This is a genomic window from Microbulbifer sp. CAU 1566, assembly GCF_023156515.1.
Classification (GTDB): domain Bacteria; phylum Pseudomonadota; class Gammaproteobacteria; order Pseudomonadales; family Cellvibrionaceae; genus Microbulbifer.
This window is the reverse complement of record NZ_JALNMG010000002.1, coordinates 102,155-115,962: the sequence shown is the minus strand read 5'-3', so window position 1 is coordinate 115,962 and position 13,808 is coordinate 102,155. Positions and strand designations below refer to the sequence as shown.

11 protein-coding genes are annotated in these 13,808 nt (G+C 54.8%); 7 read left to right on the top strand and 4 right to left on the bottom strand.

The annotated features are described in order from the left end of the window. Positions 1-55: 55 nt before the first annotated feature. The 6 genes from M0G74_RS05635 (at position 56) to arsH (ending at position 5,964) form a co-directional block, all read left to right on the top strand. Positions 56-2,158, top strand: a complete 2,103-nt coding sequence (locus M0G74_RS05635) for a carboxy terminal-processing peptidase (protein ID WP_160153692.1) — start codon at positions 56-58, stop codon at positions 2,156-2,158. Between the two features lie 126 nt (positions 2,159-2,284). After that, positions 2,285-3,100 carry an exodeoxyribonuclease III gene (gene xthA / locus M0G74_RS05630; protein WP_160153693.1) on the top strand — a complete coding sequence of 272 codons (816 nt, stop codon included), beginning with the start codon at positions 2,285-2,287 and terminating at the stop codon, positions 3,098-3,100. A gap of 234 nt (positions 3,101-3,334) precedes the next feature. Then, positions 3,335-3,679, top strand: a complete 345-nt coding sequence (locus tag M0G74_RS05625; protein WP_201276815.1) for a metalloregulator ArsR/SmtB family transcription factor — start codon at positions 3,335-3,337, stop codon at positions 3,677-3,679. Between the two features lie 46 nt (positions 3,680-3,725). Beyond that, positions 3,726-4,199 (top strand): arsenate reductase ArsC, encoded by a 474-nt coding sequence (locus M0G74_RS05620; RefSeq protein ID WP_248215495.1) that lies wholly within the window; start codon positions 3,726-3,728, stop codon positions 4,197-4,199. 2 nt (positions 4,200-4,201) lie between these two features. Next, entirely contained in the window at positions 4,202-5,227 is a 1,026-nt protein-coding gene (arsB, locus tag M0G74_RS05615) for an ACR3 family arsenite efflux transporter (RefSeq protein ID WP_248215493.1), read from the top strand. A 17-nt stretch (positions 5,228-5,244) separates the two neighbouring features. After that, positions 5,245-5,964 (top strand): arsenical resistance protein ArsH, encoded by a 720-nt coding sequence (gene arsH, locus M0G74_RS05610; protein ID WP_282450044.1) that lies wholly within the window; start codon positions 5,245-5,247, stop codon positions 5,962-5,964. A gap of 93 nt (positions 5,965-6,057) precedes the next feature. On the opposite strand, the gene M0G74_RS05605 is transcribed toward arsH, so the two are convergent. After that, the gene (locus M0G74_RS05605) at positions 6,058-6,864 is read right to left on the bottom strand and encodes a S1/P1 nuclease (protein WP_248215489.1); all 807 of its coding nucleotides are present in this window, start codon (positions 6,862-6,864) and stop codon (positions 6,058-6,060) included. Between the two features lie 380 nt (positions 6,865-7,244). On the opposite strand from M0G74_RS05605, the gene M0G74_RS05600 reads away from it, so the two are divergent. After that, the gene (locus tag M0G74_RS05600) at positions 7,245-10,382 is read left to right on the top strand and encodes a TonB-dependent receptor (protein WP_248215488.1); all 3,138 of its coding nucleotides are present in this window, start codon (positions 7,245-7,247) and stop codon (positions 10,380-10,382) included. 95 nt (positions 10,383-10,477) lie between these two features. Here M0G74_RS05600 and M0G74_RS05595 read toward each other — a convergent pair whose 3' ends face one another. From M0G74_RS05595 to M0G74_RS05585, 3 genes are all read right to left on the bottom strand, one after another. Continuing rightward, on the bottom strand, positions 10,478-12,682 hold the full coding sequence (locus M0G74_RS05595; protein WP_248215486.1) for a hybrid sensor histidine kinase/response regulator: 2,205 nt from the start codon (positions 12,680-12,682) through the stop codon (positions 10,478-10,480). Between the two features lie 69 nt (positions 12,683-12,751). Continuing rightward, positions 12,752-12,958 carry a DUF2788 domain-containing protein gene (locus M0G74_RS05590; RefSeq protein WP_160153701.1) on the bottom strand — a complete coding sequence of 69 codons (207 nt, stop codon included), beginning with the start codon at positions 12,956-12,958 and terminating at the stop codon, positions 12,752-12,754. 312 nt (positions 12,959-13,270) lie between these two features. Next, positions 13,271-13,540 (bottom strand): acetyltransferase, encoded by a 270-nt coding sequence (locus tag M0G74_RS05585; protein WP_248215484.1) that lies wholly within the window; start codon positions 13,538-13,540, stop codon positions 13,271-13,273. Positions 13,541-13,808 lie beyond the last annotated feature (268 nt).

Below are 13,808 nucleotides of genomic sequence, written 5' to 3'. Positions count from 1 at the left end.
CCGGCCCTATTTGACAGTGGGACGCCTTGAAGTAGGACGTATAAAGAGACTCCATATGCTTAGCAATCGAATAGCCGCTCTGATTTCCGGCCTTTCAATCTCCTTCCTGGTCCTCATCTCGCCGGCCAGTCTGGCAGACGTCGAAGATCTTAAACCCCACGAAGACCAGGGCGGCACCGCCCGTGAGATCGTCAGCAAGCTCGAAATGCTGCATTACAACAAGCTCAAAGTGGGCGATGAAATGTCCACCGGGCTGTGGGACGAATACATCGACAGTCTCGACCCCACCAAGAGCTACTTTCTGTCCTCTGATATCAGCGAGTTTCGCCAGTGGCGTACCAAGCTCGACGACGACCTGAAGGCAGGCAACGTGGATCGCGGCTTCGAGATCTACAACCGCTACCGCATGCGGGTTTCCGACCGGCTCAACAACATCCTCTCCCAGCTCGACGGCGGCCTGCCGAAGTTCGACTTCAGCAAAGAAGAGTCTCTTGAGCTGGATCGGGAAAAGAGCGACTGGCCCCAGTCCATCAGCGCTGCCGATGACCTCTGGCGCAAGCGTCTCAAGTCCAGTGTGCTGAACCTGCGACTGACCGACAAAAGCGACGAGGAAATCGCCGACCTGCTGCAGCGCCGTTATAAGGGTCAGCTCAAGCGCCTCGGCCAGCAGAATTCCGACGATGTTTTCGAGCTCTACATGAACTCCCTGACCCGTCTGTACGACCCACACAGCAACTACCTCTCTCCGCGCTCGCTGGAAAACTTCAATATGAGCATGTCGCTGTCGCTGGAAGGTATCGGCGCGGTGCTGCAGATGGAAGATGAGTACACCAAGGTTGCACGCCTGGTCGCAGGCGGTCCCGCCGACCGTACTGGCAAAGTGAAGCCCAACGACAAAATCGTTGCCGTGGGCCAGGACAAAGAAGGTGAGATGGTCGACGTCGTCGGCTGGCGCCTGGACGATGTTGTGGACCTGATCCGCGGCTCGGCCGGCACCTATGTGCGCCTTGAAACCATTCCCACTGGTGGCGACGGCACCCATCGCACCATCACTATCCAGCGCAGCAAAGTGAAACTGGAAGACCAGGCGGCCAAAAAAGCCACCTTCGAGTTTTCCGATGGTGAGCAAAGCTACAAAATCGGTGTAATCAATCTGCCTACCTTCTACATCGATTTCGAGGCCTATCGCCGCCGCGACCCCAACTACAAGAGCACCACCCGGGATGTGGCGCGCCTGCTGGACGAGCTGCAGAAAGAAGGCGTCGATGGCGTGATTCTGGATCTGCGTAACAACGGTGGCGGCTCCCTGCAGGAAGCTACCATGTTGACCGACCTGTTCATCGACCAGGGGCCGGTGGTTCAGATTCGTCATGCCAATGAGCAGATTTCCCGTCACAACCGCTCGCGCTCCCGCGCCATGTACCGCGGTCCGTTGATGGTACTGATCAATCGACTGTCCGCTTCCGCGTCCGAGATTTTTGCCGGTGCGATTCAGGACTACAACCGCGGCCTTGTGGTCGGTAATCAGTCGTTCGGTAAAGGCACCGTACAGACCATGGCACCGCTGAAAGAAGGCCAGCTGAAAATTACCCAGTCCAAGTTCTACCGGGTTTCCGGCGACAGCACCCAGCACGCAGGGGTATCCCCTGATATCAGCATGCCGCAGCTGATCGATAGCGAGAGCGTGGGTGAAAGCGCTTATGACACCGCCCTGCCCTGGGATCGTATCCACGCGGTACGCCACGCCAAATACTTCAATCTGAAAGAACTGGTACCGGAGCTTTCCCGTAAACACGAGAAGCGCACTTCCGTTGACCCGGACTTTGTATTCCTGCGCGAGCAGTTCAAATACCAGACCGACCGCGCCAACAAGAAGTTTGTATCGCTGAACGAGCAAGCCCGAATCCAGGAGCGAGAAGACCTGAACCAGGAAGTTCTGGCGATGGAAAACAAGCGCCGGGCAGCCAAGGGACTGGAGCCCTACGAGAGCTTTGAAGCACTCGAAAAAAGCGAGTCGGAAGATACTGAAACAGTAGGTGGCCCTACCGAAATCACACTGGAAGATGATCCGGTACTGAATGAAGCGGGCTTTATCATGGCGGACTTTGTCGGCCTAAAAAAGCACAAAAGCGCCCCTCAGGTAGCTAATTTCGATTAGCGAACCTGCGCCATAAAACGAGCTGGCCGGGCATGTTTGCCCAATAAAAGAAGCCGGTAACACACCATATCGCCAAAGCCCACGACCCTTGTGGGCTTTGGCTTTTATCATTTCCGGGGAGGGAAAATGAAAGTTGTATCCTTTAACGTAAACAGCATCCGCGCTCGTTTGCACCAGCTGGAAGCACTGGTACAGACCCAGTCGCCGGACATCATTGGCCTGCAGGAAACCAAAGTCACCGACGAGGACTTCCCGGAAGACGTGGTGCGCGACCTGGGTTATGAAGTGATTTACTTCGGCCAGAAGACCCACTACGGCGTCGCCCTGCTCTCCCGCTATCCCTTCCTGAAAAAACAATACGGTTACCCCACCGATGCAGAAGACGCTCAGCGTCGCCTGGTGGCAGGCCAGTTTGATATCGGCGCGGCACAACCACTGACTGTGATCAACGGTTACTTCCCGCAAGGGGAAAACCGCGATCACCCGATCAAGTTTCCCGCCAAGCAGAAGTACTACGCTGACCTGGACAATTACCTGAACAGTGAGTGCGACAAGAATGCACCGGTACTGGTAATCGGCGATGTGAATGTTTCGCCGACCGACCTGGACATCGGCATCGGTGAACCCAATCGCAAACGCTGGCTGCGAGATGGCAAATGTAGCTTCCTGCCAGAAGAGCGCGAGTGGCTGGAGAAAATCCAGAACTGGGGGCTGGTGGATACCTTCCGCGCCCAGAACCCGGAAACCAATGATCTGTTCAGCTGGTTTGATTACCGCAGCAAAGGCTTCGACCGCGAGCCCCGCCGCGGCCTGCGTATTGACCTGATCCTGGCGAGCCAGTCATTGGCAGACAACTGTATCGCTACCGGTATCGACTACGATATTCGCGGTATGGAGCGGCCTTCTGACCACGCGCCGGTATGGGCTGAGTTCAAGGTCTGATCCGCCCTTTCAAGAGCACGGGACTTACCTGTGCTCTTGCCTCCATCTCAATATCTTGTCCTGGCGCTCTGTCCTAGCGCGCCCTCTAACGCCCTCTACAAGCACCCTCCCTCACTCACTCACTCACCTAACAAAACAGTTGAAACTTCACCTATTCAATTTTTCGCACATCTGATATTTCATATATCTGAATTTTCATATATGGTTGCCCAGCATCCTGAGATGAGGCCCAGCGTGAACCCAGTTTCGATCTACAAATGTCTCGCCGATGACACCCGGCTTCGATGCCTGCTACTGATCGCCAGCGAAGATGAACTCTGCGTATGCGAATTGATGGCGGCGCTGAACGAAAGCCAACCGAAAATCTCGCGGCATTTAGCGCAGCTGCGCCAGTGTGACCTGCTTGTGGACCGGCGACAGGGCCAGTGGGTTTTCTATCGCCTGAACCCGTCGTTACCATCCTGGGTAAAACAGGTACTGGAGACCACATTGGACGCGAATCCGGGCTTTATCGCACCAAATGCAACGGCCCTCACACAAATGCAAAGCCGCCCTACTCGGGATGGCCTTTGCGGCTAACGCCACCCCCGATTCAATACGCAAAATCTAAAGGAATGACCAATCCGTGAAACTGCTGTTTATCTGCACCCATAACCGCTGCCGCAGTATTTTGAGTGAAGCGGTTACCAATCACGCTGCCAGTGGTCGACTGGAGGCGCGCAGTGCCGGCAGCCAGCCTTCTGGAGTCGTGCACCCTCTATCACTGAAATACCTCCAGGCACGAGGTATCGCGACCACAGGTTTGCACAGTAAATCCTGGGACGATCTGGAAGACTGGAAGCCGGATGCTGTCATCACCGTCTGCGACAGTGCTGCCGGCGAGGCCTGCCCAATCTGGCTGGGCGATACAGTGAAAGTCCACTGGGGGCTCTCCGACCCATCCAAACTCGAAGCCAGTGACGATGAAGTGGCCGCGGCCTTTAATGAGACAATCGATATTATCGAGACTCGAGTCGCTCGCATGCTGGAAGAAAATTTGGATCAAAAGTTTGGCTCGGAACTGCTTGAGGCCCTGCTGAAATTGACTCAGGAGCAATAAGCATGGGGATCTTCGAACGCTATCTCTCGGTTTGGGTGGCGCTGAGTATTTTCGCCGGCCTGTTGCTTGGCAACCTTGCCCCGGGCCTGTTTCAAGCCATCGCGGGAATGGAAATTGCCCACATCAACCTGCCAATTGCAGTATTCATCTGGGTAATGATTTTTCCGATGATGGTCCAGGTGGACTTCTCGTCCATTCGCCATGTGGGAGACAAGCCGAAGGGCCTGGCGCTGACCCTGGTCGTCAACTGGTTGATCAAACCCTTCACCATGGCTGCCCTCGGCTGGCTATTTTTCCGGGTGCTGTTCGCCGATCTGGTGGATCCTCAAACCGCATCTGAATACATCGCCGGTATGATTCTCTTGGGCGTTGCGCCCTGTACCGCTATGGTCTTTGTCTGGAGCCAGCTGACTCGTGGCGATGCCAACTACACCCTGGTACAGGTATCGGTGAACGATGTAATCATGGTGTTTGCGTTTGCCCCGATTGCCGCCCTGCTCCTCGGGGTCAGCAATATCACGGTACCCTGGGATACGCTGGTGATCTCCGTTGTACTCTATGTCCTGCTGCCGCTTGTCGCTGGAGTTCTGACACGGCGAGTCCTGGACTCGGCCAATGACCACGAGAAACTGAACGACTTTCTGCATAAGGCAAAACCCTTCTCCGTGGCCGGTCTGCTGGCAACCGTCGTTCTGCTGTTCGGCTTCCAGGCAGAAACAATCATTGCGAATCCACTGGCCATCGTACTGATTGCCATACCGCTGCTGATCCAGACCTACGGTATTTTTGCCATCAGTTATGCCGCAGCGCACCGGATGCAATTGCCCCATAAGATCGCAGCGCCCGCCTGCATGATTGGCACTTCTAATTTTTTCGAACTGGCCGTAGCGGTAGCCATCTCCCTGTTTGGACTGCACTCCGGTGCCGCGCTGGCCACGGTGGTTGGCGTGCTGGTAGAAGTTCCGGTCATGCTATCACTGGTCGCTTTTTCAAATCGCACCCGCCACTGGTTTGGCGCGGAAGCTTGAATCCTGAGGCAACCAAGATGGACGACAAGATGGACGACCTGTTAAATATTCAACCGGACTGTTTTCAAGACACCAATCTCGGTCAATTGCAGTCGCCGATCCTTGAGAGCAAGCCCAAGATATTGCTGCTCTACGGATCCCTGCGCCAGCGCTCCTTTAGTCGCCTTGCGGCGAAGGAATCACAACGGATACTGGAGTCACTCGGCGCGGAGACTCGAATATTCAATCCTTCCGGCCTGCCATTACCGGACGATACCGATGCCGAGCACCCCAAGGTACAGGAGCTGAGAGCGCTGGCAAACTGGTGTGATGGGATGGTGTGGTCGTCGCCAGAGCGGCACGGTGCCATGACCGGGATTATGAAAGCGCAGATTGACTGGATTCCCCTCGCCCTGGAAGGCGTTAGACCGACTCAGGGTAAAACCCTCGCCGTGATGCAGGTCTGTGGCGGCTCGCAGTCTTTCAATGCCGTTAATCAGATGCGGATACTTGGGCGCTGGATGCGCATGGTCACGATTCCCAACCAGTCTTCCGTACCCAAAGCCTGGCTCGAGTTTGACGACAACGATCGCATGAAGCCTTCATCTTTCTACGACCGGATTGTAGACGTGATGGAGGAACTGATGAAATTCACCTACCTGCTGAAAGACAAGCGGGACTACTTTACCGACCGCTATTCCGAACGCAAAGAAACCAGTGAGGAATTCCGCAAGCGTATCGATCAGCGGTCGATGTAAAGATGTAAACCATTGGGAAGTATCGCCAGATATGGATACTTCCCCCTCTTTCAGCCCACATCAGCCACCAATCAGCCACCAATCAGCCACCAATCAGCCGTCTTTCAAGGCGGCAGTGAGCACCGCCGCCAGTCGGATTCCTCCCTGGCGCAAACGCAATTCAACCACTGGCTTGTTCACCTGGTAGTAGGCTTCTCCGATTACCTTCTGGTCAGTATAGGCATTGCGATGCGCCAGCCGGTGGGATTCCTCTGCCCAGCTTTCCGGTGTCCCCGGAGCCATAGCGGCCAGATCCTTCCTGCTCAATTGATCAACCTGGGCACCGGCAAAATCCTGCCAATCTCCCAGAAAGCCTGCCGGCAAATAAGTGTCCCAGAGCGCGTGCAAGTTGGTTTCGAATCCGTAGAAGGTGCGCTTCGCATCATTCCCGCCGCGATCTTCCCGCAACCCCGTGTGCATTGGCTGATGCAGATCCTCAATAAAATGCACCAGGAAGAGTAACGCTTCTGCACGCTCACTCTCACGCAGGTTCTTATCCGACAGCTGCTGGCGATAGTGGTGGATTGCTTCGATGATGCACCCCTGTGAAGGGCAGTCCTGAGATTTATTGTATCCCTCCCAGGTTGTAGGCAGGTTGATATAGTGGAGCGGCGCCGCCCAGTTGTAGTTTTCGTTACTGCGAATTCGATCTGCCCAGGTGCCGGCTTCCGCAAGTGACGACTCCCCTTTCACCGCAAGTAACGCAACCACTGTACGCTGGGTATCCGCATCCAGTAATCGCCAGGCAATTTCTCCCGTTGCCCGATGCGCGTCAGCACCCCAGCCAAACCCCGGCAGTGGCAACGCCACAGTCAGAACCAGAGCCATAGCGAATAGCGCTTTTCGAATAAGGTTTTGCATGGTTTCCCCGGTATCGATAACAGGTGAACGGTAAGTAAAGAAACCAACACGGATTATTTATCGTGCGTTTCAAAAGTGGGGCAACCTTACGGAGGATTTATTACAGTTTCGGTGCTCTCCATGAAACTCCTATCGGAGTAACCATTTTGCGATATCTCTGAAATTTTCCCGTCATGCCACTGCAATGGCATTTCGGAAGAATGGGCGCGCCGTCATACGGCAAGACCAATTTGAGATACACACAGGAACTGGCCGCTCGGTTCAATACAGATTTGTCGAATACCGACACGTTGATTGAGCGGATTTTCGAACAGCAGGCGCGAGACCCGCTCGAAGTCCAGTCGCAACCAAGGCCTTTCTCGGCCTAAATGGAGAGTTTCATGAAACACAGCTTTTTTCCCCGAGCCCTGTTATCGGCCGCGGTGATCACCGCCCTGGGCATTGCGCCCTCGGTTATGGCTCAGCAAACCACCTCGTCCATCCGCGGTATTGTGACCAGCGAAGATGGAAAGCCGGTGGAAAATGCCACGCTAACCATCATTCACCAGCCCTCCAACAGCCGCAGTGTTATCCAGAGTAACAATAGTGGCCGCTTCAGCGTTTCCGGCCTGCGGGTGGGTGGCCCCTATAGCGTACAGGTCCAGTCCGATTCCGGTGAAGAAGTGCTGAAAGGCATTTACCTCAGCCTCGGCAATGCCCTGGACCTGCCCATTGATCTGGACAGCGATCGTCTTGAAGTCAACGCCGTTGAAGAGGTTGTCGTTACCGCGGAAGCGCAGGTTTATGCGAATCGCGGTTCCAGCAGTATTTTTGGTGAAGACCAGATTAACAATCTAGCCACCTTCAGCCGCGACCTCAAAGAGATAGTGCGCGCCAATCCGCTCGCCGTTGTCAGCCCGGACGGCAATGAACTGAGCATCGCCGGCACCAACCCCAAGTACAACTCCCTGACCATCGACGGTGTGGGCATCAACGATACCTTCGGCCTGCAGTCCAACGGTTATCCCACCAATCGCCCGCCGATTTCCCTGGGCGCGGTTGAGCAGATATCTATTTCTTATGCACCGTTTGATGCGCGTATGGGCAAGTTCACCGGCGGCAATATCAATGCGGTAACCAAGTCCGGCACCAATGAATTCCACGGCAGCGCCTACATGGAGTCTGTACCCTGGAGTGGAACCGCCAAGGACGACAAACTGCCTGCCGATGGCGCTGTGACCGAGTACGATATCGACAGTGAGGCGGAAACCTATGGTGCGACCTTCAGCGGCGCCATGATTCAGGACCAGCTGTTTTTCTTCTCCTCCTATGAAAAATGGGAGGAAGATGTTGCCTTCAATTACAACCTGAACACACTGGAGAACCACGACGTTACGCCACAGGAGCTGCAGCGCGTACTGGGGATCATGCAGGACGTATACGGCCTGAGCGATTCCGTAGGCTCAGCCCCCCGCCCCGACAGCGATGAGAAATTCCTGGTAAAAGTGGACTGGAACATTGGCGACAACCACCGCGCCGACTTTACCTACAGCAATCAGGAATCCCGCTCTGCACGCAACTATACCGATAGTGACAGCACCCTGAACCTGTCTTCCAACCTGTGGACTCTGGCTCAGGATACAAATTACTACACCGGCCACCTTTTCTCCGACTGGAGCGATGTGTTCAGCACGGAAGTCAATCTGTCCTACAAGGAATACGAGCAAGCCTCTCTGACTAACTCCAACTGGGGTGAAATCAATGTAAGAACAGCCAACGGCACCATCGTTGCCGGCCAGGATGAAAACCGTCATGCCAACGTGCTTGCAAATGAAGTCTGGAACTTCGGCGTACACGGTACCTATATGGCCAATGAGGTCCAGTATCGCTTCGGTGCAGAGCTTGAAGATACCTGGAACTACAACCTTTATGGTCGTCACGCTGCCGGTACCTTTTCATTCGATAGCATTGACGATCTGGAAAATCGCGAAATCGCCAGTTACCAGTACAGCAATGCCTATACCAACGACATTCAGGACATTGCCTACGATGTAAACGGCCAGACCTACTCCCTGTATGCCGACGCCACCCTGGAGCCCTTTGCGGGTTTTGAGTTGGTTGCCGGCCTGCGCTATGAAATGCTGAGCGTGGAAGATTCCCCTAACCGCAACAGCAACTTCGAAGACACCTACGGCTACGCCAACACCGAAAACCTGGATGGCCGCGACATTCTGTTACCGCGGGTTGGATTCAACTGGGATCTGCGTGAAGACCTGACAGTGCGCGGCGGTGTCGGGCGATTCAGTGGTGGTATGCCACTGGTCTGGGTGTCCAACGCCTATACCAATGACGGCGCTACCAAAGATTCCTTTTACACAACGGGCCTGGACAGCAACTCGGTCGACCCTGCTGGTATTCCCCAGGTCGCACTGGACGCCCTGGCACCCGGTGCCGGCAGCACTAACAGTATCGACCCGGACTTCGAGCTGCCTTCCGACTGGCGCTACCAGATCGCGGCAGACTATATGTTTACAGTGCCAGGACTCGGCGACGACTTCACCTGGAGCACCGAGCTGACCTACGTGGACCGGGAGAACTCTGTTTACTGGCGCGACCTCTCCCGTGTAGACAGCGGTGAGCGCGTCGGTGACCGCATTATCTGGGATAACGTTTATGCCGGCACCGAATTCGAAGATAACTACGATCTGGAGCTGACCAACGTCGACAACAGTGGCCGCAGCATTATCTGGTCCACCGCCCTGGACAAGGCATTCAGCAATGGGGTTTCTCTCAACCTGTCCTATACCCATCAGGACATTACGGAAGTAAACCCGGGCACCAGCTCCACGGCCGAGTCCAACTATCAGTACGAGGTGGTTGAAAATCGCAACGTACCACTGGAAGGCACCGCCTACTACGAAATCGAACACCGCCTGGTATTGAACCTGGGTTACCGCAAGGAGTTCATCCAGGGCTACGAAACCAACTTCAACCTGTTCGTCGAGCGCCGTTCCGGGCGTCCCTTCTCCTGGACCCTGGACTCCTATCGGGATGCCGCTTTTGGTGACCAGACCAATTTCGACGATTCCGATGTATACCTGGCATACATTCCGTCCGGTGCTGACGACCCCAATATGGATTTCGACAATGGCCTGAGCTACGCCGAGATCATGGAAATGGTGCGCGCGGCCGGTGTCGAAGGAGCTGCTGGGGGATTCGTGGAGAAGTATTCTGACAATATGCCTTGGGTAACCACCATGGATCTGGCCATTACCCAGGAAGTTCCCGGGTTTATGCCGGAGCATCGGGGGCTGGTCTACCTGACCGTCGACAACTTTGCCAACCTGCTCAACGATGACTGGGGCAAAGTGTACGATCTGGAGTTCCCGCAACAGAAACTGTTCGATTTCACGGTCAATGAAAACGGACAGTACATTTATAACGAGCCTTTCGGCGGTCTGAACAGTAAGAGCTACGCGCGCTTCCAGACTGCGGAATCTACCTGGCGAGTAAAACTGGGCCTGAAATACGATTTCTGATTCGGCTTTTACTCAGGATAAAAAAATGGCCTGTCTGAGACAGGCCATTTTTACTTACACCTCTAGTTGAGGCTCTGATTCGGACTTATTCCGGCTTACTCACCCAGCCAACGCTCCAGGGCTTCCGACAGACTGTCCTTACTGAGGGGCTTGGTCAGGAAGTCATCCATTCCTGCCGCCAGACAACGCCCTTCAAACTGCTCCTCAGTGGTGCTGGTCAGGGCAATGATCGGCAGGCGGTCATCCGGGGAATACTCACTCTCCCAAAGACGCAACTGTTCGATAATTTCAGCGCTGTGCGCGGTGTTCTGCTGGCAGTCGACCAACAGCAGGTCATAGTTGTTATCCGGCATCAATGCCAGTGCGGATTCTATCGAAGGCACGACTTCCACTTGATAACCGAGGGTCTGCAGCATCTCTTCGGTCACCCCCTGGTGCTGACGAGACTCCTCGATCAGCAACAGCTTTCGCTTGCGGTTGCTTTCCGCATTGGCGCACACGACACGACGGTTGCTTTTCTTGAGTCCGCCGAAGAGACGCAATACCAGCGCATCATGAAATTCCTTACGGGTGACCGGTCTAGGTAAATACTGTGCTTCTGGCTCGGCTGCCGCCAGTGCCGCAAATTCCAGTTTGTGACCATAACCACCGAGACACAGTAGCGGAAACTTCAGCGGGTCGGCTCGCGACGATGTGATTACCTGAGTCACTCCCCCGATGAGGCGGGAATCCCCCATTGCCGGCGCCAGAATAACCAGCTGCCCACGGTCCATCGCCTGCATCAGCTCGTCCGCGGGCTCGGTGCTGCCGTCATCCCAGTGCTTGCAAGTGACGTTCATCGCGAATGACTGCAGCATCTGGGCAATGCCATTTACGAATAGCCCTTTCTGGTGCAGCAGTAATACATCGGTATCCTGCAGCCGTCGATCCGGGTTCAGGTAAACCCGCTGATTGGGCTCTATCTCAAATTTGATCACCGCCTGATAGCGGTTGCCGTCGTCCGACGAGTGCAACTGCAGATATCCACCCATGGCCTCGGCCAGCCCCTTGGCAATGTTCAGGCTAAGACCAGTGGTTACCTGTGTCGTGTTCATTCTGGAGAAAGCACCAAAGAGTTCGGACTCATCCGGAAGGATTTCACCGCGACCATTATCCAGGAGCTTGAGCGTCAGTTGCCCTTCATCGCTACTGATCTGCTCGAACGTAGCTTCACCCCAGAGCTCACCGGTCTGGGCAATGATGGTGGCGGAGTCCACCAGGTTACGGATCAACTGTGCGGTCTTGCGGTTATCGCCCGTGACCATAACCGGCAAGTCTTCACTGATCTGGAAGTTGAACTCCAGGCGCTGGCGCTGAGCCGTGCGCGCAGCGAACTTGAACGCCTTCTCCATGGTGCGGACAAGGTTGAAGGGGGCGCGTCGCAATTGGATATCTTTGCGGGCAACGCGGGTGAACATTCCCACGTTATCGACCAGCTTTAACTGCTGATTGCTGGCATTTTTGGCCAGCTTGATCCACTCGCGTTGGCGCTCCGACAGGCGATCGCCTTCCAGCAACGCCAGTGCGCCGAGGGAATCGGACAGCTGGCTGCGAAACTCCTGGCCTACATTGGCCAGAAATTCATTGGTTACTTCTACGGCCGCTTCCGAATGCTTGCGCGCAGCGGCCAGATTGCTGGCTTTCTGCTGTAGCGCCTGCATCGCCGCCACCCGGTCCCAGTAATTTTCGGATTCCCGTCGCGCCTGGTGTGCCATCAACCAGACAAACGCCAGGGTCAGTGCACCGTAGATAGCGCCGATGATGTCGGTAGACAGGAACCCCTGAAGCGCAGCGGGCACCAGTGAGCCAGCGAGAAACCAGGTAAGAAAACGGTGATAAGGGGAAAAAACGGACGCAATACTGGCGCAAAAAACAACAGTGTAAAGCCAGAGAAATTGCGTAGCCGGAGAAAAGCCCAGCAGGAAAGCGTGGCTCAGCAATATGGCGCCCCACCAGATGGCACCGATCGTCGAGGCAAGAAAATAGCGATGCCGCCAGCGTTTGGGGCCCGTGGCGTAGATTTGCTCGAAACGGAATACGTAATAGCCACGAATCAGAGTTACCAGTACGAGGCCGATGGCCAGTACCAGTATCAGCTTTGGCGAATTGGTACGTAATTCGCCGATGGCTACCGCGACGGCAAAGGCAACCAGCGAAAACAGCATCCCGCGGCGACTGTACTTGGCAATACGGGTATCGGTATTGCGACAGACCCGGCGATCTTTCTGTACTTTCAGCTCGGGGTGATCAAATAACGGCATAAGACGAATCCGGCGAATGCTCCATATGTTCGAAATTGGCATCCCAATTTGGAAGGAGCCGCAACGGTTTTACTGACCCAACCCCATGACTTCAACCAGCACGGTTTTGATCACAAAGCCCAGCAAGCCTAGCCCAAGGGCGGTAAACAGAATGAAAGTACCGAACCGACCAGCTTTGGACTCTTTGGCCAGATTCCAAACAATAAACATCATGAAAAGAATCAGACCACCGATACCGAAGAATAAAGAATACTCTTCAAACAGCTCAAAGCTCATGGCACAACATTTCCGCAGTTGGTTCCCAGAAGCCCAGCAGATGGGGGACGCATAGCAGCAGACCGCGAACCGGATACTGCCCAATGCTTACCGGGAAAACACCCGATAACCCCGCCCTGAGGGCCGATGAAAATTTGGCGCGTATTGTATAGGAGGTATTGGTACGAAACCACGAGTTAGCGCTGCCGTTTGCCAGATCAACGGCGGCGAATAGTAGGCGAGCCAGATGAAACACCTTTAGCCCGTGCTGGGCTTGATCTCCAAGGATGGACGAATCAGGACAAAATAACGCCAGTGACGGCCTAGCGGCAGCTAGGCGCCCTGATAATAGTCACTGTCATTGATACGTGTGCCGCATTTGATCCGACGCACTTCGCGGTCCCGGTAGCGACTGTCGTGCCAGCACCTGGGCAGGGACTCCCCGGACAGGAATTGCAAACTGGATTTATCGAACACCTCGGGGTCCTGTACCTCCTCGCCCCAGAGGTGGCGCCCCACCACCGTAAGCTCGTATGGGTTCGCGAGAGTGACGATATCGGCAACCTCAATCAGGTGCTTGGATCCGGAATCTCTTAACAACATTATCAGCCCCTGTTTTCTCTCTAGCTAACTATTTGATCGCTAAAAGTATAGAGAGAAACAGCGCCATTCCTGAGGGAATTTGTCGCTCAAGGAGAGAGCGCAGACAGGGTGAGCCGGTCGAACCCACACGCAAATAAAACCACTAAATCGAAAGATTTATCAAAATATGAAGATAAATGGCCCGAAAATCAGAATGCTAGATCAATTTTGGGTCTGGAATATGTGAAAGCTTTAAAGTCGAGGGAACCTCGCCCCACATCAGTGAGGC

What these genes read in the sequence shown, in the direction of transcription:
- M0G74_RS05635 (WP_160153692.1), top strand. Translation starts at nt 56, where the DNA reads ATGCTTAGCAATCGAATAGCCGCTCTGATTTCCGGCCTTTCAATCTCC.
- xthA (WP_160153693.1), top strand. Translation starts at nt 2,285, where the DNA reads ATGAAAGTTGTATCCTTTAACGTAAACAGCATCCGCGCTCGTTTGCAC.
- arsB (WP_248215493.1), top strand. Translation starts at nt 4,202, where the DNA reads ATGGGGATCTTCGAACGCTATCTCTCGGTTTGGGTGGCGCTGAGTATT.
- arsH (WP_282450044.1), top strand. Translation starts at nt 5,245, where the DNA reads ATGGACGACAAGATGGACGACCTGTTAAATATTCAACCGGACTGTTTT.
- M0G74_RS05605 (WP_248215489.1), bottom strand. Translation starts at nt 6,864, where the DNA reads ATGCAAAACCTTATTCGAAAAGCGCTATTCGCTATGGCTCTGGTTCTG.
- M0G74_RS05600 (WP_248215488.1), top strand. Translation starts at nt 7,245, where the DNA reads ATGAAACACAGCTTTTTTCCCCGAGCCCTGTTATCGGCCGCGGTGATC.
- M0G74_RS05595 (WP_248215486.1), bottom strand. Translation starts at nt 12,682, where the DNA reads ATGCCGTTATTTGATCACCCCGAGCTGAAAGTACAGAAAGATCGCCGG.
- M0G74_RS05590 (WP_160153701.1), bottom strand. Translation starts at nt 12,958, where the DNA reads ATGAGCTTTGAGCTGTTTGAAGAGTATTCTTTATTCTTCGGTATCGGT.
- M0G74_RS05585 (WP_248215484.1), bottom strand. Translation starts at nt 13,540, where the DNA reads ATGTTGTTAAGAGATTCCGGATCCAAGCACCTGATTGAGGTTGCCGAT.